This is a genomic window from Clostridium sp. D43t1_170807_H7 (assembly GCF_015555905.1).
Taxonomy (GTDB): domain Bacteria; phylum Bacillota; class Clostridia; order Clostridiales; family Clostridiaceae; genus Clostridium.
This window is the reverse complement of the sequence record NZ_JADNLK010000001.1, coordinates 166,659-188,479: the sequence shown is the minus strand read 5'-3', so window position 1 is coordinate 188,479 and position 21,821 is coordinate 166,659. Positions and strand designations below refer to the sequence as shown.

The window sequence follows — 21,821 nt, the reverse complement described above, 5'->3', positions numbered from 1 at the left end:
AATTAAGAATGAAATATAAAGAATTAATACACAGTGCTTTAGAAGCAAGAGAGAAAGCTTATTGTCCATATTCTAATTTTAAAGTTGGAGCAGCTATATTATTTGAAGATGGAAAAATATATACAGGATCTAATATAGAAAATGCATCTTTTGGAGCAACTAACTGTGCAGAAAGAACAGCTATTTTTAAAGGCGTACATGAAGGGAATAGAGAGATAAAGGCTGTGGCTGTAGTTGGAGACACTAGTGCATATACTTATCCATGTGGAATATGCAGACAAGTAATTGCGGAATTTGTAGTGGATGAAAAAATTCCAGTAATAATAATAAAAAATGAAAATGACTATATAATGAAAACTTTTGAAGAAATATTACCAGGTGTTTTTTCAAAAAAAGACTTAAAGGGCTAGGAGGCTAATATGTATAAATCAGGATTTGTAACAATAGTAGGAAGACCAAATGTAGGAAAATCAACATTAACTAATCAAATAATGGGAGAAAAATTATCAATAGTTTCAAATAAACCGCAAACTACAAGAAATAACATACAGACAATATTAACTGGAGATGATTATCAATTAGTGTTTGTTGATACTCCAGGAATACATAAACCAAAGAATAAGCTAGGAGACTATATGGTTAATGCAGCAACTAGCTCTATAAAAGAAGTGGATTTAGTTGTATTCATTATTAATCCTTGCGATGAAATTGGAAGAGGAGATAAGTTTATATTAGAAGCATTAAAGCAACAAAAAGCACCTGTATTTTTAGTTGTTAATAAGGTTGATGAAAATAGCCATGAAAAGGTTGCTAAAACACTTGATATGTATTCAAAAGAGTATGATTTTGCAGAGATAGTACCAATATCGGCATTAAAAGGAAAAAACGTAGATACTCTTGTGAGATTAATGGTAGAAAAAATGCCAGAAGGACCTCAATACTATCCAGAAGATATGATTACAGATGTTAATGAAAGATTTATTGTTGCAGAGATAGTAAGAGAAAAAACATTAAAGAATTTAAGAGATGAAATTCCTCATGGAATAGCTGTTGATATTATTCAAATGAAACAAAAGGAGAATGGAACATATCATATAGAAGTAGATCTAATATGTGAAAAGGACTCACATAAAGGAATAATAATTGGAAAAAATGGTGCATCTTTAAAGAAAATTGGAGAGACTGCAAGATACGAAATAGAAAGGTTTTTAAAAGCTAAAGTTAATTTAAAGATATGGGTAAAAGTAAGAAAAGAATGGAGAGATAACGGACTTTTACTTAAGGAACTAGGATATAAAAAGACAAAGTAGATAGGAGTTGAGTATTCTGTCTATTGAAAAAACTAAAGCTATAATAATTAAGGCTATAGATTATAAAGAAAATGATAAGCTTATATGGGCATATTGTGAAGAAATAGGGAAAATAACATTTATAGCTAGAGGGGCAAAGAAAAGCAAAAGTAAAAATTTAAGCTTAACTTTACCCTTATGCTTTGGGGATTATATATTTTTTAAGGGAAGAAATTTATATAATCTTCAGGAAGGACGAATTATAAATTCATTTCAAGGATTACTAAACAATTTAGATAAACTTACCTATTCATCATATATTTGTGAATTAATAGATATATGTGTGCAAGAAGGGGAAGTAAATAGAGCATTATTTAAAGAATTTATTACTTGTTTATATTTATTAAATACTGATGCAATGGATTATGAGTTATTAATAAGAGCCTTTGAGTTGAGATTATTGAATGCAACAGGATATGGATTGCAGTTTGATAAATGTAGTATTTGTAAAAAAACAATAGGGACTAGTGACTATATTTCATTGTCTCATTTTGGAGGTATATGTACAGAGTGCAATAAAGAGCATGGACTTTATATCTCAAGAGCAGGATATAATGCTTTAAGATTTTTAAATAATATACCTATGGATAAAATTTATAGGTTAAATATAAATAAAGATGTAAAAAAGCAAATAGAAAAAGTAACAACATTTATAATAAATTCAAATTATTCAAGAAAGCCAAAAAGTTTAGAAATGCTAAATTATATAAAGGAGTAGGGAGCAATATGGATATTACATTGGAAAAAGTTGATCAAGTAAGAGAAAGAACTGGAGTAAGCTATGCAGAAGCAAAAAATGCATTAGAAATATCAAATGGAGATGTTTTAAATGCAATTATATTACTTGAAGAAAAATCAAAATATAATAATGTAAATGAATCTAATAAATCTGAAACTATTGATGAGTTTAAGATATGGTTAAAAGATTTAATAAATAAAGGAAATGTTACTAGAATTAAAATAACTAAAGATGGGAAAAAGTTAGTTGATGTTCCAGTTAATGCAGGAATAGCTGCAGGCGTTATAGCAATAATAATTCCACCTATATTAGCATTTGTTGTAGTAGCAGCAGTAGTGACTCAAGTTACAATTGAAATAACAAAAGCAGATGGTACAGTAGAGGTTGTTAATAAGTATATATCAGCTGCTGTTAATGAAGCGAAAGATAAAGCAAATGATTTTGCAGATAAGGTTAAGGAAAAAGTTCAAGATGTAAATTTAGATGGAATAAAGATGCCAAATAAATTTAAAGAAAAAGAAGAAGATGAAAGCAATACTTTTACTTACACTGTAAATTTTAATGATGAAGATGGCAAAAAATAGAAATTAAAAGAAAAACAATGATATAGTCTAGAATAATTAGGAAGGATAGGGATATTCAGTTAAAATGAGTGATTTTTCAGAAAATTAAGCATAGTCAAAAAATGAGAAAATGTTATAATTATACTGTAAATAAAAAACATTCTTAATTGTCTGAATATTCCTTAAATAGTCGAAGAGAGGGATAGCATTGAAGTTTACAAAAAGACAAGAGGCAATAATTAAGATAGTTAAAGATGGGCAGCCAATTACAAGTGAATCCATAGCGGAAAAACTTGGAGTTACAAGAGCTGCTTTAAGAGCAGACCTAGCAATACTTACAATGACTGGTACTTTAGATGCTAGACCTAAAGTAGGTTATGTGTATTTAGGGAAAAAGATTGACGGGGAGATATTGGAGAATTTATCCAAAATAAAGGTTGGGGATATCATGTCAAAGCCTGTAACCGTTAACGATGATACTACTGTATATGATGCAATTGTTCATTTATTTTTACATGATGTAGGAACATTATTTGTTGAAAACAATGGTAATTTAGTTGGAGCAGCCTCAAGAAAGGATTTTCTTAAGATAGCAATTGGAGGAACAGATATACATAAAGTTCCAGTTGGTGTCATCATGACAAGAATGCCTAATATAATTTATGGCTATCCAGAGGATAGTGCTTATTCACTAGCTAAAAAAATAATAGAACATGAAATTGATAGTATACCAATAGTAGAAAAATCCTACGAATCAGACAATGGAAAAGTTAATTTAAAAATAGTTGGCAAAATTTCTAAGACGAACATAACAAAACTATTTGTTAATCTTGGAGAAGCAAATTAAGGGTAATTTAAAGGGTAACTAGGGTAACTACGAGACTAAGTCTTGTTAGTATATATTTATTGTATGAACGGAGGAGTATTGAGATGGAGAAGAAAAAGTATGTTTACCTTTTTAGTGAAGGTGATGGTTCAATGAGAAACCTTCTTGGAGGTAAAGGGGCAAATTTAGCAGAAATGACTAGAATAGGGATTCCTGTTCCTCAAGGATTTATAGTTACAACTGAGGCTTGTAACAAGTATTATGAGGATGGAAAGCAAATTACAAATTCAGTTGTAGAAGAAATCCATGCAAATATTAAAGAATTAGAAAGAATAACAGGAAAAGAATTCGGAAGCAACACAAATCCATTATTAGTTTCTGTAAGATCTGGGGCAAGAGTTTCAATGCCAGGTATGATGGATACAATATTAAATCTTGGTTTGAATGATGTTGCAGTAGAAGCTGTTGCAACAGCAACAGGAAATCCAAGATTTGCTTATGATTCATATAGAAGATTTATTCAAATGTTCTCAGATGTTGTTATGGGAATAGAAAAGAGATTATTTGAAAATTTAATAGATGAAGCAAAAGAAGCAAAAGGTGTTAAATATGACACTGATTTAGATGAAAATGATTTAAAGGAATTAGTTGTAAAGTATAAAGAATTATACAAAAAAGAAAAAGGTGAAGAATTCCCACAAAATCCAACAGTACAATTGATTGAAGCTATTACAGCTGTATTTAGATCATGGGATAACCCAAGAGCTATTGTTTATAGAAGATTAAATGATATTCCAGGCGAATGGGGAACAGCTGTTAATGTTCAACAAATGGTATTTGGTAATAAAGGAAATACTTCTGGAACAGGTGTTGCATTCTCAAGAAATGCCGCAACTGGAGAAAAGGAAATATATGGTGAATATCTAATGAATGCACAAGGTGAAGACGTTGTTGCTGGTATTAGAACACCACTTCCAATAGCTAAGCTAGAAGAGCAAAATCCAGCTATATACAAACAATTTATGGATATAGTTAATACGCTTGAAAATCATTATAGAGATATGCAAGATATGGAGTTTACTATTGAAGAAGGTAAGTTATATTTCTTACAAACAAGAAATGGTAAGAGAACAGCTCAAGCTGCTTTAAAAATTGCTGTTGATTTAGTTGAAGAAGGAATGTTGACAAAGGAAGAAGCTATTCTTAAGGTTGAACCTAAGCAATTAGATTCTTTATTACACCCAACATTTGATGCAACTGAAATGAAAAAAGCTACTGTAATAGCAAAAGGACTTCCAGCATCTCCAGGAGCTGCTTGTGGTAAAGTTGCATTTACTGCAGAAGAAGCTAAGGAAAGAGCAGAAAAAGGAGAAAAGGTTGTTTTAGTAAGACTTGAAACTTCTCCAGAAGATATTGAAGGTATGATAGCTGCTGAAGGTATCTTAACAGTTAGAGGAGGTATGACTTCTCATGCTGCAGTTGTAGCAAGAGGTATGGGTACTTGTTGTGTAGCTGGATGTGGAGATTTAAAGGTTAACGAAGAAGAAAAAACATTAGAAGCAAATGGTAAAATTTATACAACTAATGATTATATTTCAATAGATGGTTCTACAGGAAGTGTATATGGAGAAGCTATTAAGACTGTTACTCCAGAGATTTCTGGTCATTTTGCAACATTCATGGGATGGGCAGATGAAATAAGAAAACTTAATGTTAGAACTAATGCTGATAATCCAAGAGATACTAAGCAAGCTGTTGAGTTTGGAGCAGAAGGTATAGGACTTTGTAGAACAGAGCATATGTTCTTTGAAGAAGATAGAATTATGGCTATGAGAGAAATGATAGTAGCTAAGAATGAAGAGGAAAGAAGAGCAGCACTTGAAAAATTACTTCCAATGCAAAAGAAAGATTTTATTGGAATCTATGAAGCACTTCAAGGAATGCCAGCTACAATAAGATTCTTAGATCCACCACTACATGAGTTCCTACCTCATACAGATGATGAGATAGCAGAACTTGCAAATACTATGGGATTAGCTTTTGAAGAGCTAAAATCTACAGTTGAAAGCTTACATGAGTTCAATCCAATGATGGGTCATAGAGGATGTAGATTAGCTGTTTCTTATCCTGAAATTGCAGAGATGCAAACTAGAGCGGTAATAGAAGCTGCTATAGAAGTAAAAACTTCTAAGGGGTATGATATAGTTCCTGAAATTATGATTCCATTAGTTGGTGAAGTTAAAGAATTAAAGTTTGTTAAAGATATAGTTGTTAAAACAGCAGAAGAAGTTATGAAGGAAAAAGGAGTTAAATTAGACTACCATGTTGGTACAATGATTGAAATTCCTAGAGCAGCTATAACAGCTGATGAGATAGCAAAAGAAGCTGAATTCTTCTCATTTGGAACAAATGACTTAACACAAATGACATTTGGATTCTCAAGAGATGATGCTGCTAAATTCTTGTCAGATTATTATGAAAGAAAGATATATGAACAAGATCCATTTGCTAAGCTTGATCAAACAGGTGTAGGACAATTAGTTAAAATTGCAGCAGAAAAGGGTAGATCTACAAGACCAAACATTAAGTTAGGTATTTGTGGAGAACATGGTGGAGATCCATCATCAGTTGAGTTCTGCCATAATGTTGGATTAAACTATGTATCTTGTTCACCATTTAGAGTACCAGTTGCAAGACTTGCAGCTGCACAAGCACAAGTAAAAAATCCAAGATAATAAAAAAGGAACGCGAAAGCGTTCCTTTTTTTCTACATGTATCTGCTTATAACGTGCCCCTTTATAGCTAACTTTTAAGGGGGTATGCAGAAATTTGTAGATCTAAGCTTTAAAGCCAGTGATAGAGAAAAATTAATGATATTACCGGAAGGAAGTATTATATAAATTCTTAGCGAAATTATATGACTTACTGGAGGTTATATCATTAATTTTCGTCATCACGGCATTAACGCTTTAGTAAAATTTGATGTTGTAGTAGGTTTGGAATATTTCAATCATGTTAGTAATATACTCAAGCTGATCAGCTGATCTATCAAGACCTTTAGTAAATAAGGCAATAAAAGAATTTTTATTACATTTATTTATATTTTTATAATAATCTTTAGAGATTTTCCAAAATTTTTGAGGAAATGCTAAATAAGCTAAAATATATTTTAGATCACAATCATTTAAATTATTAACTTTTAGATAAGTATTAATTATATCTATAGTTAGAGCAGCATTCCAATTTGTAGTTGCTCTTTTTAAAAGTCTTCGTAAAAAATAAGCCAAATCATGAGCGCAATAGTCTATTTTACATTTATCAAAATCTATTATCCAAACATCATTATTATTTATTAATATATTTTTATTTACATAGTCACCATGACATAAAGATATATTTAAATTAGAGGTATCTATTGAGGAAGCTATTTCAAGTGAAAGTTTTGCTAAAGATAAGTTGCTATCTAAATTATTTAGATAAAGTTTTGAAAACTTATCCTTGTATGTTGAAGCTAAATTCGCAGTTTGAAGGAGATCATTAAAATGTTTATTTATAGATAAATAGTAGTTTTCTAATCCAACTCTATTTGTACTTCCTGGAATTGGTGTAAAGTTTTTAGAGCATTTATGTAATTTAGCTAGAGTTTTAATTGAAAGCCTTATATCAGTAAGGGAGTCAAAATTGCATTTTTCACCTTCAACCCAAGGGGTTAATATAAATAGCATATCTTCGTAATATATATATCTACTATTATCTATAGAAGGTAATAATTTAGGAACCATTATATTATTTCTATAGAGCCACTCCATTGCAGAGTAAACAAAAAGTAAATTTTCTTCATCATAGTAAACTTTTTTTAAACAATAATTTTTATTATTAGAAGTTACTTTAAAAACGGCTCTTTGTTTTTCAGTATCTTTAAATTTTACCATAGTAATAGTGGCATCTTGTAAAAGAAATTTAGGCAATATATATTTTTTTATATTATCAATATCTATAACCTTATTATCGTTACTCATTGTAAAACTCCTTGTATAAATTTCTTATTATAATAATATTATGGAAAATATATAAATATACATATCATAGAAATGAATTACCATATAATAATTTATTATTAGGATATAAAATAGAGGGTTTTTGAGAAAAATATAGAATAAGTTATTTGGAGGTGAGTTAAGTGAATATAAGAGAAAGAATAGAAAAAAACGAAGACTTGACATTAATTCCAGAAGCTATTCATAGTAATAAAAGTAGTGGAAGATTACGATATGAGGAAGCTGATAATATTAGAACTTGTTTTATGGTCGATAGAGATAGGATAATCCACTGTAAATCTTTCAGGAGGCTTAAACATAAGACCCAAGTATACATACGTACTTTTGGAGATCATTATAGAACTAGACTTACTCACACTCTAGAAGTAGCGCAGATAGCAAGAACCATTGGGGTAGGAATAGGATTAAATGAGATGTTAATAGAAGCGATAGCTTTAGGGCATGATTTGGGGCATGTAGCTTTTGCTCATAATGGAGAAGAAGTACTTGATAGCTTTTTAGATAATGGATTTAGGCATAATGAACAAAGTGTAAGAATTGTTGAAAAGCTAGAAAGGAATGGAAAGGGATTAAATTTAACAAGAGAAGTTATTGATGGAATATTAAATCATAGTGGATTGGGAAGTAAGGATAATAATTCAAAAACATTAGAAGGTAGAATAGTTAAATATAGTGATAAAATAGCATATTTAAATCATGATATTGATGATTCCATTAGAGCAGGGCTTTTAAGGGAAGAATGTTTACCTAAAGAGGCTATTAGTGTTTTAGGAAATAGTCACTCTGAAAGAATTCAAATTTTGGTTACAGATATGATAGAGGAAACACAAAAAAATTTAAAAAATGGAATATATGATATAAAACAAAGTGATGAAGTTAAGGAAGCCATGATAGAGTTAAGAAAATATATGTTTTCTAATATATATTTAGGCAATGTATTAAAAGAGGAGAGAGAAAAAGCAAAGTTTATTCTAACTCATGTAATAGAATATTATTATAAACATAGTGAAGAGTTACCAGAGCTATATCAAAAGATAGTAAATGAAGAAGGATTAAAAAGAGGAGTTGCAGATTATATTGCTGGAATGACAGATGATTATTGTCTCTCAACATTTAATAAAATATATGTACCAAAGTTTGTAATTTATTAGTAAAAAAAGTTGTATAATACAAAGAATTGGGAATAATAAATTTTGTAGAATAAAAAGGATTTTAATAATAGAAATAGAATAAATAATATTAGGGTAGAATTAAAATAGAAATCTAATTAATAAAGACATGTTAAAATAAATTTAATTTAAAAAGAAAGAAGGAATTTATAATAATATGTCGAATTATATAGAGTGGATAAATATTATTATAGTAAGGAGGGATCTCCTTGCAGATTTCTGAGGAAATTTTAGAAAAAATAAAATCACAAAATGATATTGTCGATGTAATTTCGGAGAGGGTTAGGCTAAGGAAGGCAGGAAGAAACTTCACAGGACTATGCCCTTTTCATAATGAAAAAACACCATCTTTTTCAGTATCACAAGAAAAACAAATTTATAAGTGTTTTGGTTGTGGAGAAGCTGGAAATGTTATTTCTTTTGTGATGAAAGACAAAAACTTACCTTTTATTGAAGCCGTAAAATATTTGGCGAATAGAGCCAATATTCCTTTGGAAATTAATAATGGAGAGAAAAGTAAATCAGCAAAGAAAAAAGATTTGTTGTATAGAGTAAATGTTGAAGCAGCAAAGTTTTTCTTTTCAAATCTTATGAATAATCAAAATGCAAAAGAATATTTTTTAAATAGAGGCATTAAGGAAGAAACAATTAAAAAGTTTGGTTTAGGATTTGCTAATGATAGTTGGAACAGTTTAATGTTTTATTTAAGAAAAAAAGGTATTAATGATGTTTTATTAGAAGAAGCTGGACTTATTTCTGTAAATAAAGAAAAAGGTAGAAAATATGATAGGTTTAGAAATAGAGTGATGTTTCCAGTATTTGATTATCAAGGAAAAGTAATTGGATTTGGTGGAAGAGTACTAGATGATTCAAAACCTAAATATTTAAATTCGCCAGAAACTTTAGTATTTCAAAAAGGAACTAATTTATATGGTTTAAATTTTGCGTTAAAGCATAATATGAGTGAAAGGTATTTTGTAATTGTTGAAGGATATATGGATTTAATATCTTTACATCAATATGGTATTACTAATGTAGTAGCATCATTAGGAACTGCACTTACTATCAACCAAGCTAGACTGCTAAAAAGATATGCTGATAAAGTTATAATTTCATATGATGCAGATATGGCAGGGCAAATGGCAACATTAAGAGGACTAGAAATCTTAAGAACTGCTGGGTTTGATGTTAGAGTGTTAAATATTCCACAGGGAAAAGATCCGGATGAATATGTACGTAGTAATGGAAAAGAAGCGTTTTTAAAATTAATTAATTCAGCAGAACCTTTAATTGATTATAGAATGAAAAAAGCTGAAGAAGGAATTGATTTTAAAAATAGTCAATCTTTAATATTATATGCGAAAAGAATTATGGAAATAATTTCGGACTTGGATCCTATGGAAAAGGATGTTTATATAAAAAAAGCATCGGAAAATACTGGTATAAAAGAACAGACTTTATACGATATTCTCAAAAGTAAGATGAAAGATAATAGAGAAAATAATTTTAGGAATAATAAGGAAGAAGATAGGTCAAAATTATATGTAGAACCTGGATTTTTAAAAGCAGAAAGAGCAATTTTAAAAATTATGTTAGAAAATAAGGAGTATCTACAGTATATAGAGGAAAGAATATCAGAAAACGACTTTATTTTGCTAGAACATAAAGAAATTTTCACTGTTATTATGTTAGCTAAAGGGGAAAATATAAATAATATAGATTCATTTATAGAATCAAAGCTAAATAATACAAAATCTATTGGAGAATTAGTCAAAATCAGAGAAGAGAATATATTCTTTGCAGATGATGTTAAAGTTCAAATTAATGATTTCATTAATGAAATACATTCATATAAATTAAAGCAAAGAATAGATCAACTAAGAAAAGAACAAAAAGAGCTTGAAAACCAAGGGAAAATTGAAGAATCAATAAAATTAGCCATAGAGTTAGCAAGTGTTACTAAAAAGTTGAAAGAAATTAAGAGAGTATTATAGTTGGTCATATAACGAAAGGAGGTAGTCAGCTAGTGGAAGAAAAAACAAAAGTAAATAAGAATAAGCCTAAGGATAGCCAAGATAGAAATAGTAGAATGAATATTGTTAAAAACCTACTTGATAAAGGTAAAAAAAATGGTGTCCTAACATATCAAGAAATATTAGATGAGGTAGAAAATATAGATCTAAGTCCAGAGCAAATTGAAAAAATCTATGAAGTTTTAGAATCAATGGGAATAGAAGTTCAAGGTGCAGCTAATGATATTGACATGGTTGAAGAGGAAATAGATTTATCAGTACCAGAGGGTATTGCAATTGATGACCCTGTAAGAATGTACTTAAAGGAAATAGGAAAGGTACCTCTACTATCTTCTGAAGAAGAGATGGAGCTTGCAAAAAAAATTGAAGAAGGAAGTCAGTATGCTAAAAAGAAGCTTGCTGAAGCAAACCTTAGACTTGTTGTAAGTATAGCCAAAAGATATGTTGGTAGAGGAATGTTATTCTTAGACTTAATTCAAGAAGGAAATCTTGGCTTAATAAAAGCTGTAGAAAAGTTTGATTTTAGAAAAGGGTTTAAATTTTCAACTTATGCTACATGGTGGATAAGACAAGCGATTACAAGAGCCATAGCTGATCAGGCTAGAACTATTAGAATACCGGTTCATATGGTAGAAACAATAAATAAATTAATAAGAGTACAAAGACAGTTATTACAAGAATTAGGAAGAGATCCATTCCCAGAAGAAATTTCTAAAGTTATGGATTTACCAGTAGAAAAGGTTAGAGAAATTCAAAAAATAGCGCAAGAGCCTGTTTCTTTAGAAACGCCTATAGGAGAAGAAGAAGATTCTCACTTAGGAGACTTCATTCCTGATGATGATGCTCCTGCACCAGCAGAAGCAGCAGCATTTACAATGCTAAAAGAGCAATTAATAAATGTATTAGATACTCTAACTCCAAGAGAGGAAAAAGTACTAAGATTAAGATTTGGTTTAGATGATGGAAGAGCTAGAACTCTTGAGGAAGTTGGTAAAGAGTTTAATGTAACAAGAGAAAGAATTAGACAAATTGAAGCTAAGGCATTAAGAAAGCTTAGACACCCATCTAGAAGTAAGAAACTAAAAGATTACTTAGATTAGTAAATTAGCACCATCATTGGTGCTAATTTTTGCATTAGATAGGATATATTAATTAAATAAATTTTATGAAATAACATAAGTTAATAAAGTAAATATAAATATAAGAAAATAATCATATTTATAAAATTGTTATTTTAAATGATAACAAAAGATTAAATAATTATAATATTAGAGGTAGTTAAAATGGATGTTAGTAAAAGAATTGAATTTATAATCGAGAATTTAGAAAAGGTTGATACACTTGCAGATATAGGTACTGATCATGGATATGTTCCTTTAATAGCATTAGAAAGAGAACTTTGTGAAAAAGCAATTGCTTGTGATATTAACAAGGATCCGTTAGATAAAGCAAGACTTAATGCTGTTTTAGAAGGGCTTGGAGATGAACTTGAATTTAGATTAGGTGGAGGATTTGAACCACTTAATCTAAATGAGGCAAATGAAGTTGTTATAGCTGGAATGGGAGGAAATTTAATAAGGGATATATTAGAGGCTGATATAGATAAAGTAAAAGCAGTTGATTATTTAATTTTAGTTCCAGCTCAAAATCCAGAGGTATTAAGAGAATATTTATATACAAATAACTATGAGATTATAAAAGAAGATTTATGTTTTGATGAAGGAATATATTATGAATTATTTAAGGTAAGAAGTGCTGAAGGAAATGCAACTGAATTAGATAGTATATACTATGAAATAAGTCCTGTATTATTAAGAAGTAAAAATCCATTAATGAAAGATTATCTACAATTTAAATTAGATGAATATAATAGAATTTTAGGATTTATAACAGAAGCTACTGTAAGTGCAAATAAAAGAAGAGAAGAGATAAATGAAAAAATAAATATTATTACTTCTATGTTAAATTATATATAAGGTGAGTTTATGAAGAAAGTTAATGATATAATTAGAGAAATGGAAAAAATAGCACCAACATTCTTAAAAGAGGATTTTGATAATGTAGGTTTAATGGTTGGTGATAGAGAGAAGAGTGTAAAAAAAATATTATTAGCTTTAGATTGTACATTAAAGGTTATTGAAGAAGCTAAAAGAGAAAATGTTGATTTAATAATAACACATCATCCTCTTATTTTTAGAAAACCAAGTAATATTACAACAGATACATTACAAGGTAAAAAGATAATAGAGCTTATAAAAAATGATATTTCTCTCTATTCAAGTCATACTAATTTAGATTCAGTAGAAAATGGCTTAAATCATACAATAGTATCAATGTTAGGATTTGAAAATTCTAAGATATTAGAAAAAAATAAAAGAGAAGAAAGCGCTGGCCTTGGGAGAATAGTAAAGTTTCAAGAAGTAACTACTTTAGAAGAGTTAGTTGAGAAAGTAAAGAAATCATTAAAAATTAATAATTTAAGAGTTGTTAAGGGTAATGATAATATTTCAAAAATTGCAATAATAAATGGAAGTGGGCAAGATTTTATAGGTAAAGCTGTAAATTTGGGTGTAGATACTATAATTACAGGGGATACAACATATCATTTTGCTTCTGATTATAAAGAAATGGGAATAAACATTATAGATGTGGGACATTTCGGATCAGAACAAATAGTTTTCTTTAATGTAATGGAAAAATTAAAAGAAAAATTTGAGGATATTGATTTTATAACATCAAATGTTGAAGTTGACCCATATAGTTTTTATTAGGTATACGTCTTAAAAAGACGTAGATTATGTTAACTATCTATGTTTTTAAGTCAATTAAGTATAATTATATATAAGATAACAATATAATTTATAATAATAAAAGGAACATTAATTGGAATGTTCCTTTTAGTGTTACTTAGTAATATTTAATTTTAAAATAAAGTAAAATTATATTGGAGTAAAAGAAAAACACTAGGTTTAAACCTAGTGTTTTTCTTGTTGCGAGATGATCCGTAAGCGGAGTTCTGTATTAAGCAATCATCTATCTAGGCTTACTGTTACCAGCAAGCTCAAGCGACACACCACATGGCGGGACGGGCAATCCCATAATGCCATTACTCGGTCTTGCTCCAGGTGGGGTTTACATAGCCATGATGTCACCACCATGCTGGTGAGCTCTTACCTCGCCTTTCCACCCTTACCAGTCACAAAAGTGAATTCAGTTTAAAAACTTCTGGCGGTATATCTCTGTTGCACTATCCTTCAAGTCGCCTTGACTGGCCGTTAACCAGCACCCTGCCCTATGGAGCTCCGACTTTCCTCTCCTAGCTTTAAAGCTAGCAGCGATTGCATGTATCACTCGCAGAATTTATAATAACATATATTATTAAATATTACAAATAGTTTTTTTATACAAAAGTTAAAATTACGAACAACATTATAATTATTATCCAACTATAGATACCTATTCCTGAAAATAATAATGTTATTCCCATAAGTATTAAAATACAGATTCTAGCTTTAGGATTTGGACAATTTGGTTGTTTAGGTCTAGCAGAAGGGGTTTTAATTGCACATATTATTTGATCAACTGTATCTCTAATTACTTTTCCCCAATCAGTTTTCTTTGACATTATTTCAACTCCAGCAATTGTTATTATTATAATATATGCACTAATATTAAAATACAGTAATAAAAAAGTTTTATATGGTAAAGTTTTAGTCATTATTTAGAAAGTATATACAAGACAAATAAATTAAGTCTCACTAATAATTAAATAAGTATATAATGAAGTATGAACATAAGATAAGGAGAAAAAAGTGAGACATAATAAGTCATTTAAAAAAAAGAATATTGATTTAGAAAATGATAGTGAGAAAGAAAGATATTTTGAGTTTAGTGAAGAAGATTTAAAAGAGTTATCACTATTAAATAGTGCATTAATCTCAACTTATTTGTTTATAATTTCAGATATTGTATTTTATAATTTAACTATTAATGCAATTAAATATATAGTTAGCAGAAATAATAATGAAAGGATAATTTCAGAAGTAGAAGCAATTGAATCTGGTTACTTAGAAGTAGTATCAAAGTTAATATTGGTGAATGTTGATATAGAGAGATATAATCATTTATATAAAAAACTTGTAAGGGGAGAAAAGGAGCATTCATTAAAACCAGAATTAGATATAACAATAGGAGATGGATTTCAAGTATTAACATACTTTTTTATTACTATTGGGTTTATAGGAACTTATGAAGTACACAAAATTAAAGATATTTCTATAGATGCTAGGAAAGAATTGTCATTGATACTTTCACAGTTAGATGCCATAAATATAAGGTTTTATGCAGATTATCTTGCATATATAAGTATTGTAGAGAGTATACAACTAGTTCATGATAAATATAAAGAGAATAAAAATAGAGAAATAAATCCAGATATTCCTGCAATTCAATCAGCTATTTGTTATTTCTTATCAAGGGTTATACTTGCAAATATAGCTTTTACTAGATATGATGAATTATATAAGAAATATGGAAAAACACAGTATAATGATTTATTACAACCTAGTATAGCTATAAATGTTGGAAATATTTTTGGTGTGATAGCTTGTGTTTATATATTATTGGGCTTTATAGAACGTTATGAGAGAAATATCACAGGACCTGTATTTGGTATATAAAATTAAAGGAGGATTACTCAAAACTTATTAGTATTTTGAGTAATCCTCCCTTTTTATTAAAAAAACTATTCTATAGTTGTTAATGAATCCATAAGTTCTCTAACTTTCCACTCATCTTTTAGGTCTGTCATTGTTAGTATTGTATCACCAGCTCTAATTATAGTATTACCTTTTGGTACTATAGAATCCTCACCACGTTTAATAGATACTACAAGTGTGTTTTCAGGTAAATTAAGAGAACTTAAAGTAGTTTTTTCTATTTTTGAACCAAAATGAACCACATTAGTTATAATCAATTTTTTATTGCTATGACTATGATATTCATTAATATTATTTTTAAGTAGAAGATTTTCTAGTAGGGAATCATATATAGGAACACTTTTTAATAAATCTGCAACTATATATGTTATTATTGAAACTATTGTAAGTGATAATAAATGTGTAAATGAACCAGTCATTTCAGTTATTAATATTATTCCAGTTATAGGAGCACGAACTATTGCAGTAAAATATCCAGCCATAGATAAAATTATAAAATTATTAAAAAGTTCAGGACTAATTCCAAAATAATTTATTGCAATATAACCAAAAACAGCTCCAGAGGTTCCGCCTATTATAAGAAGTGGGAAAAATATACCTCCAGGTGCACCAGAACCAAAGCTTATTATTGAAAATAAAAATTTAGCAACTAAAGTTAATAATAAAAGACTTAATGTTGCACTAAGGTTAAGTTCTTCTATAACTGCATGACCTCCACATAAAACAACTGGAAATAGTAGCCCTAATATTCCGGCAAGTAAAAATGGAATCATTAGTTTAGTGGATGTGGAGCATTTTAATTTAGCATATAAATTCTGAGTTTTTAATGTAACCCAATTATAAAAAGCACCAAATATGCCTAATAAGATACCTAAAACTAATAAAAGCCAATAATTTTTTAAAGGAATTGGAATTGTATTAGCAAAGTGAAATACTGGATCAAGTCCAAAAAATTGTTTAGAAATAAAATCAGCAGCTACGGCAGAAGTTATTGTTGCTAATAAAACTAGTGGAGAGAAATATTTATATATTTCTTCTAATGAGAATAGTACTCCAGATAAAGGTGCATTAAAAGCAGCAGCTAAACCAGCAGTAGCTCCACTACTTATTAGAAGCCTTCTTTCTAATCTTGTACTATTAAATTTTTTGCTTATTATGTCACCAGTACAGGCTCCAAGTTGAACTGATGGACCTTCTCTTCCTAATGATAATCCAGAGATAATTGAGAGAGTTCCACCTATAAATTTGTTAATTAGTATAGATAAAGGTCTGTTTTTTAAGTATCCACCCATAATACCTTTAACTTGAGGTATTCCGCTACCACTAATATAGGGTTCTTTATCTATAAGTTTTCCTACTATAAAAGCTAAAACTATTAGAATAATAAACCAAAGAGGTATAAGATACTTATGAGTTTTAATATAGCTGTAAACAAAGAATGCAAAATCTTCAGCATATGATAAGGCAAAACGATATAGTATAACTATAAATGATGTTATTATACCAACTAACAGGCCTTTTAGAACTAGTTTTACATTCCTTTCCTCTGTATGAGTAATTACATCGAAGTTTTTCATTTTGTTATCACCTCAAAAGATAGTATATTAATAGTATAACTTTTTTATAATATATAGGAAAGTATATGTATATAGGAAAAATATAGGAGAATTTTATAGTTATATTTGATAGTATAATAGAGTAGTAGCAAGGAGGATGAAAATGAAAAAGTTAAGTCATGGATGTACATTAGATTGTGCTGATTGTTGTAAGTTTAATGTTTATGTAGAAGATAATAAAGTGGTTAAAATTGAAGGTGATAAGGAGCATCCTTATACAAAAGGATTTATATGTAAAAAAGGGTTAGCTCATTTAGATAGATTAAATCATAAAGATAGAATATATAAACCGCTTTTAAAAGAAGTGGGAGAGTGGAAAGAGATATCTTTTAATGAAGCTATAGATATTATGGCTGAAAAGCTAAATTTATATAAAAAGGAATTTGGGAGTAAATCCATTCTTTATTATGAACAGTATGGCAATGGATCTCTTTTAAAAAGTATTGGAGAGAAATTTTTAAACTTTTATGGTGGAGGAAGTTTCTCTAAAGGAGGACCATGTTGGAGTGCTGGAATTGCAGCTCAAAAGCTAGATTTTGGTGAATCTAAAAGCCATTCATTAGAGGATATGTTAAATAGTAAAAATATTTTTGTATGGGGTAAAAATCCAGCTAATACTACAATACATACTATGAAAATCATTAGAAAGGCAAAAGCAAATGGAAGTAAAATTATAGTTATAGATCCAATTGAAACAGCAACTGCTAAATTAGCAGATATGTATATAAGAGTTAATGTAAACGGGGATTTACCATTAGCTCTTGCCATGGCAAAAGTAATAATAGAAGAAAATATTTATGATCAAGAATATATTAATAGATTTGTTAATGGATTTGATGATTATAAGAAGTATATATTATCATTAGAAATGCAAGAATTAAGTGATGCTAGTGGAGTGGCTATAGATGATATTATAAAGTTAGCAAAATTATATGGTGAAAAATATTCTACTATATTATTAGGGTTTGGAATGCAAAAGTATAAAAATGGTGGAAACACTATTAGAGCAATAGATGCATTAGGAGCTATTACAGGGCAAATAGGATTTAGTGGTGGTGGAGTAAATTATGCAAATAAAGTATATCCTAAGATATTGAATTTAGATCCTTATGATAGTGAAAGTGTTGCAAATAATAGATATTTTTACACTAATGAAATAAGTGATTTTATAGATAGTTGTAATAATGGAAAGACATATTATAAAGATAATATTTTTATAAATGATAAAAATATTAATAATAGTATTGTGCTTGATATACCAATAAAAATGGCAATAATCACAAAAAGCAATATTTTAAATCAACTCCCAAATTTAAATAAATTAAAGAAAAGCTTATCTAAAGTTGAGTTTAAAGTGTGTTTTGATATGTTTATGACTGATACAGCCAAGGAATGTGATTTGTTTATTCCTACAACAAATACATTAGAAAGTGAAGATTTATTATTTAGTTCAATGATGAATCCATATTTAGTTTATAATGAAAAGTTAGTAGATATTGATGAAAAGTTAATGGATGAATATTATTTCTTTATGGAATTAGCAAAAAGATTAAACATAAATGAATATCCTTTTGTAGATAAAAAAGCTTATTTAGAAAAAGTAATAGAACCATTAAATGATAAATTTAAAAATATTAGTTTAGACTTTATTAAAGATAATTATATTACTATTCATAATAGTATTGCATGGGAAGATAAGAAGTTCCTAACTAATAGTGGCAAATTTGAGATACTAAAATGTGATAAATTAAAATATAAAAGAAATAATTTAGATAAAATAAAAGAAGAAAAACTTTTTAGATTATTAACTAACCATGGAAAAGATAGTTTATCAAGTCAACACTTTATGGATGAAGTTAATATTGCAAAAGCGTATATAAATAGTAGAATGGCTAATGAATTAGAACTAGAACTAGAAGAAAATGAAATAGTAAGTTTAAAATCAAATAATGGACAAATAAGAGTTCAGATGGTAATAGATGATTCTATTAGTAATTATGTTGTGATGATGTATGTAGGTTGGTGGGAGAAGCATGGAAATCCTAATTACCTTACTAATAGTGGTGCATCTGATATAGGTGGACAAATAACTTATAATGAAACATTTGTAAATATAATAAAATGATATTTTAAAGACTGGTTTAACTAGTATTTATTTTTTTGATTCAAAATATAAAATAAACTCTGAGAAAGATATAAGAAAAGAATATCATAAGTTATTGGATTGAATTATAACAAATGTAAAATAAAAGCCAAAGATGTAATTATGACATTTTTTGCTTTTATTTAATAGCAAGGAGAACTAATTAAAATTAATAACATGGGGAAATATATTAATGTATGGTTTAAATGAAATTAAGAATTAAAATTTAGTTAATAAAACTTTATGAAGGAGGTAACCAAATGAAAATAACATTTAATGGGGATCCAGTTACTCTTGTAGGAGAACAAGTAAAAGTTGGAGATACTGCACCAGACTTTTTAGTTGTGGATAATACATTAAAGGATTTAACACTAAGTGATACAAAGGGAAAAAGAATATTTGTAACAGTACCATCATTAGATACTTCAGTTTGCGATATGGAAGTAAGAAAGTTTAATGAAGAAGCTTCAAAACTTGAGGATGTTACAGTTTATGTAGTATCTATGGATTTACCTTTTGCACAAGTAAGATGGTGTGGAAATGCTGGAGTGGATAGAGTAAAAACAGTCTCAGATTATAAGCAAAAGAGCTTTGGTAAAAATTATGGAGCATTAATTGAAGAATTTTGTTTTTTAACAAGAGCTATATTTGTAGTAGATGAAAATAATAAAATTACATATGTTGAATATTGCAAAGATGTTATAAATGAACCAGATTATGAAAGTGCTTTAAATGCTGTAAAATAAATTTTATTCTAAGGAGAGATAATAATGAGCATAAAAGAGAAAATAGATGAAATGAAGATACACCATGAAGAAAAAAAGGAAGAAAGACATGAAAGACATGAAGAAAAGAAATTTGCTCATGAAATAAAGCATCAAATGAAGGAAGAAGTAAAGGCTGAAAGAAGAGAGGAAAGACATGAACAGCATGAATTAAAGAAACAAAATAGAGAATTAGATCATGAAGCAAAGCATCAATTAAAACAAGAAAAAAAGGATTATAAAGAAGAAGAAAAAGATGCAAAAAAGATGGCAAAAGAAATAGATAAGGATATAAGAGAATTAGAAAAAGAAGATAGAAAAGAACAAAAAGAATTTGCAAAACAATTAAAAAAGCAAATGGAGAGTGAAATTGATTAATTATACAATAGTTTAAATATAGAGTAATTAATATTTGAATAACTTACTAATACATAAAGAATAGTTACAATAAGTTATGCTTAAATAAGTATAAACATGATTTAAGATTAAAGTATTCTTTATGTATTGTTTTTTTGATGGATTTTATTATTTAATAATGGTAAATTGTTTTAAAAATTTTTTAAATAGTATATAATGAAAAATATATATAGATAAATTGTAAAATTGGATAATATTACAAAAAGTAAATTACATATTTGTAAATATTATATATAGATGAAAACAGTTACAGGGTATACAATAAATATATGAAGTGAAGTGAATTTATGGGAGGAATAAAAATGGCAAGTTTATCATTACAACATATTTATAAAATATATCAAGGTGACGTAACAGCAGTTAAAGATTTTAATTTAGAAATTGAAGATAAGGAATTCATCGTATTCGTTGGACCATCAGGATGTGGTAAATCAACAACATTAAGAATGATCGCCGGTCTTGAAGATATATCAAAAGGGGAGTTATACATTGGGGACAAGCTAGTAAATGATGTAGAACCTAAGGAAAGAGATATAGCAATGGTTTTCCAAAACTATGCTTTATACCCACATATGACAGTTTTCGATAACATGGCATTTGCTTTAAAGTTAAGAAAGGTTCCAAAAGCTGAAATTGAACAAAAGGTTACAGAAGCAGCAAAGATCCTAGATATTGAACATTTATTAAAGAGAAAACCAAAGGCTTTATCTGGAGGTCAAAGACAAAGAGTTGCTTTAGGAAGAGCTATTGTTAGACATCCAAAAGTATTCTTAATGGACGAGCCACTATCAAACTTAGATGCTAAGTTAAGAGTTCAAATGAGAACAGAAATTATAAAATTATATAGAAAGTTACAAACTACATTTATATATGTAACACATGACCAAGTAGAAGCTATGACAATGGGTACTAGGATTGTTGTTATGAAAGATGGTATTATTCAACAAGTTGATTCACCACAAAATATTTATAATTACCCTGCAAATCTTTTCGTTGCTGGATTTATTGGAAGTCCACAAATGAACTTCTTAGAAGGTAGAATTGAAAAAGATGGAAATGAAGTCATTGCAATATTTGGTGATAACAAAATAGTACTTCCTAAAGAAAAGGCTGAAACTTTAGTTAAGGAAGGATATATTGGAAAGACTGTTACATTAGGTATAAGACCAGAACATTTAAGTGATGATGCAGAGCTTATTGCAGAAAATCCAAATAGCATAGTTAAGGGAAATGTAGAAGTTATAGAGCTTATGGGAGCAGAAAGTTATATTTATACTAGATGTGGAAAAGATCCATTAAACGTAAGAGTTGAAGGAACAACTAATTTAAAAATTGGAGAAGTTGCAAAACTTCATTTAAGAGCAGAAAAGTTACATGTATTTGATAAAGAAACAGAAATAAGAGTTGTATAATAATTAATTTTTTA

At 28.5% G+C, this 21,821-nt stretch carries 19 protein-coding genes and 1 other RNA gene; 16 read left to right on the top strand and 4 right to left on the bottom strand.

Going from position 1 to position 21,821, the window contains the following annotated elements; genetic code table 11:
* The first annotated feature begins 8 nt into the window (after positions 1-8).
* The 6 genes from I2E98_RS00895 (at position 9) to ppdK (ending at position 6,212) form a co-directional block, all read left to right on the top strand.
* Positions 9-410 (top strand): cytidine deaminase, encoded by a 402-nt coding sequence (locus I2E98_RS00895; protein WP_195467101.1) that lies wholly within the window; start codon positions 9-11, stop codon positions 408-410.
* A 9-nt stretch (positions 411-419) separates the two neighbouring features.
* Positions 420-1,310 (top strand): GTPase Era, encoded by an 891-nt coding sequence (era, locus tag I2E98_RS00890; RefSeq protein ID WP_195467100.1) that lies wholly within the window; start codon positions 420-422, stop codon positions 1,308-1,310.
* A gap of 7 nt (positions 1,311-1,317) precedes the next feature.
* Positions 1,318-2,067 (top strand): DNA repair protein RecO, encoded by a 750-nt coding sequence (gene recO, locus I2E98_RS00885; RefSeq protein WP_195467099.1) that lies wholly within the window; start codon positions 1,318-1,320, stop codon positions 2,065-2,067.
* An 8-nt stretch (positions 2,068-2,075) separates the two neighbouring features.
* A complete protein-coding gene (locus tag I2E98_RS00880) occupies positions 2,076-2,672 on the top strand; it encodes a DUF4342 domain-containing protein (RefSeq protein ID WP_195467098.1) in 597 nt (198 codons plus the stop codon).
* A 187-nt stretch (positions 2,673-2,859) separates the two neighbouring features.
* A complete protein-coding gene (locus I2E98_RS00875; protein WP_195467097.1) occupies positions 2,860-3,498 on the top strand; it encodes a helix-turn-helix transcriptional regulator in 639 nt (212 codons plus the stop codon).
* Positions 3,499-3,581: 83 nt separating this feature from the next.
* Positions 3,582-6,212, top strand: coding sequence for a pyruvate, phosphate dikinase (gene ppdK / locus I2E98_RS00870; protein WP_195467096.1), 2,631 nt, complete (start codon positions 3,582-3,584; stop codon positions 6,210-6,212).
* Between the two features lie 234 nt (positions 6,213-6,446).
* Here ppdK and I2E98_RS00865 read toward each other — a convergent pair whose 3' ends face one another.
* Positions 6,447-7,496 carry a CotS family spore coat protein gene (locus I2E98_RS00865; RefSeq protein ID WP_195467095.1) on the bottom strand — a complete coding sequence of 350 codons (1,050 nt, stop codon included), beginning with the start codon at positions 7,494-7,496 and terminating at the stop codon, positions 6,447-6,449.
* Positions 7,497-7,657: 161 nt separating this feature from the next.
* Between I2E98_RS00865 and I2E98_RS00860 the strand changes: the two genes are divergently transcribed.
* The 5 genes from I2E98_RS00860 (at position 7,658) to I2E98_RS00840 (ending at position 13,508) form a co-directional block, all read left to right on the top strand.
* A complete protein-coding gene (locus I2E98_RS00860; protein ID WP_195467094.1) occupies positions 7,658-8,686 on the top strand; it encodes a deoxyguanosinetriphosphate triphosphohydrolase in 1,029 nt (342 codons plus the stop codon).
* Positions 8,687-8,913: 227 nt separating this feature from the next.
* Complete coding sequence (gene dnaG, locus I2E98_RS00855) at positions 8,914-10,698, top strand: DNA primase (RefSeq protein ID WP_195467093.1); 1,785 nt, start codon at positions 8,914-8,916, stop codon at positions 10,696-10,698.
* 8 nt (positions 10,699-10,706) lie between these two features.
* Positions 10,707-11,837, top strand: coding sequence for an RNA polymerase sigma factor RpoD (rpoD, locus tag I2E98_RS00850; RefSeq protein ID WP_195467180.1), 1,131 nt, complete (start codon positions 10,707-10,709; stop codon positions 11,835-11,837).
* 183 nt (positions 11,838-12,020) lie between these two features.
* On the top strand, positions 12,021-12,713 hold the full coding sequence (locus I2E98_RS00845; RefSeq protein WP_195467092.1) for a class I SAM-dependent methyltransferase: 693 nt from the start codon (positions 12,021-12,023) through the stop codon (positions 12,711-12,713).
* 9 nt (positions 12,714-12,722) lie between these two features.
* Entirely contained in the window at positions 12,723-13,508 is a 786-nt protein-coding gene (locus I2E98_RS00840; RefSeq protein ID WP_195467091.1) for a Nif3-like dinuclear metal center hexameric protein, read from the top strand.
* A 218-nt stretch (positions 13,509-13,726) separates the two neighbouring features.
* On the opposite strand, the gene rnpB is transcribed toward I2E98_RS00840, so the two are convergent.
* Both rnpB and I2E98_RS00830 read right to left on the bottom strand, forming a co-directional pair.
* An RNA gene (gene rnpB, locus I2E98_RS00835) (RNase P RNA component class A) lies at positions 13,727-14,091 on the bottom strand.
* 46 nt (positions 14,092-14,137) lie between these two features.
* Positions 14,138-14,362 (bottom strand): hypothetical protein, encoded by a 225-nt coding sequence (locus I2E98_RS00830; protein ID WP_195467090.1) that lies wholly within the window; start codon positions 14,360-14,362, stop codon positions 14,138-14,140.
* 187 nt (positions 14,363-14,549) lie between these two features.
* Between I2E98_RS00830 and I2E98_RS00825 the strand changes: the two genes are divergently transcribed.
* Positions 14,550-15,416, top strand: a complete 867-nt coding sequence (locus I2E98_RS00825; protein WP_195467089.1) for a hypothetical protein — start codon at positions 14,550-14,552, stop codon at positions 15,414-15,416.
* Positions 15,417-15,481: 65 nt separating this feature from the next.
* Here I2E98_RS00825 and I2E98_RS00820 read toward each other — a convergent pair whose 3' ends face one another.
* Complete coding sequence (locus I2E98_RS00820) at positions 15,482-17,032, bottom strand: ClC family H(+)/Cl(-) exchange transporter (RefSeq protein ID WP_195467088.1); 1,551 nt, start codon at positions 17,030-17,032, stop codon at positions 15,482-15,484.
* A gap of 142 nt (positions 17,033-17,174) precedes the next feature.
* Here I2E98_RS00820 and I2E98_RS00815 point away from each other — a divergent pair, with 142 nt between their 5' ends.
* From I2E98_RS00815 to ugpC, 4 genes are all read left to right on the top strand, one after another.
* Positions 17,175-19,196, top strand: a complete 2,022-nt coding sequence (locus I2E98_RS00815; protein WP_195467087.1) for a molybdopterin-dependent oxidoreductase — start codon at positions 17,175-17,177, stop codon at positions 19,194-19,196.
* A 278-nt stretch (positions 19,197-19,474) separates the two neighbouring features.
* Positions 19,475-19,960 (top strand): thiol peroxidase, encoded by a 486-nt coding sequence (tpx, locus tag I2E98_RS00810; RefSeq protein ID WP_195467086.1) that lies wholly within the window; start codon positions 19,475-19,477, stop codon positions 19,958-19,960.
* A gap of 24 nt (positions 19,961-19,984) precedes the next feature.
* Positions 19,985-20,356: a hypothetical protein gene (locus I2E98_RS00805; protein WP_195467085.1), complete on the top strand. Its 372-nt coding sequence runs from the start codon at positions 19,985-19,987 to the stop codon at positions 20,354-20,356.
* 341 nt (positions 20,357-20,697) lie between these two features.
* On the top strand, positions 20,698-21,807 hold the full coding sequence (gene ugpC, locus I2E98_RS00800; protein WP_195467084.1) for a sn-glycerol-3-phosphate ABC transporter ATP-binding protein UgpC: 1,110 nt from the start codon (positions 20,698-20,700) through the stop codon (positions 21,805-21,807).
* Positions 21,808-21,821 lie beyond the last annotated feature (14 nt).

Bases quoted from the DNA above. Each gene is read 5' to 3' on its own strand.
- I2E98_RS00895 (WP_195467101.1), top strand. From the start codon at position 9: ATGAAATATAAAGAATTAATACACAGTGCTTTAGAAGCAAGAGAGAAA.
- era (WP_195467100.1), top strand. From the start codon at position 420: ATGTATAAATCAGGATTTGTAACAATAGTAGGAAGACCAAATGTAGGA.
- I2E98_RS00880 (WP_195467098.1), top strand. From the start codon at position 2,076: ATGGATATTACATTGGAAAAAGTTGATCAAGTAAGAGAAAGAACTGGA.
- ppdK (WP_195467096.1), top strand. From the start codon at position 3,582: ATGGAGAAGAAAAAGTATGTTTACCTTTTTAGTGAAGGTGATGGTTCA.
- I2E98_RS00865 (WP_195467095.1), bottom strand. From the start codon at position 7,496: ATGAGTAACGATAATAAGGTTATAGATATTGATAATATAAAAAAATAT.
- I2E98_RS00845 (WP_195467092.1), top strand. From the start codon at position 12,021: ATGGATGTTAGTAAAAGAATTGAATTTATAATCGAGAATTTAGAAAAG.
- I2E98_RS00840 (WP_195467091.1), top strand. From the start codon at position 12,723: ATGAAGAAAGTTAATGATATAATTAGAGAAATGGAAAAAATAGCACCA.
- I2E98_RS00830 (WP_195467090.1), bottom strand. From the start codon at position 14,362: ATGTCAAAGAAAACTGATTGGGGAAAAGTAATTAGAGATACAGTTGAT.
- I2E98_RS00820 (WP_195467088.1), bottom strand. From the start codon at position 17,032: ATGAAAAACTTCGATGTAATTACTCATACAGAGGAAAGGAATGTAAAA.
- I2E98_RS00815 (WP_195467087.1), top strand. From the start codon at position 17,175: ATGAAAAAGTTAAGTCATGGATGTACATTAGATTGTGCTGATTGTTGT.
- tpx (WP_195467086.1), top strand. From the start codon at position 19,475: ATGAAAATAACATTTAATGGGGATCCAGTTACTCTTGTAGGAGAACAA.
- I2E98_RS00805 (WP_195467085.1), top strand. From the start codon at position 19,985: ATGAGCATAAAAGAGAAAATAGATGAAATGAAGATACACCATGAAGAA.
- ugpC (WP_195467084.1), top strand. From the start codon at position 20,698: ATGGCAAGTTTATCATTACAACATATTTATAAAATATATCAAGGTGAC.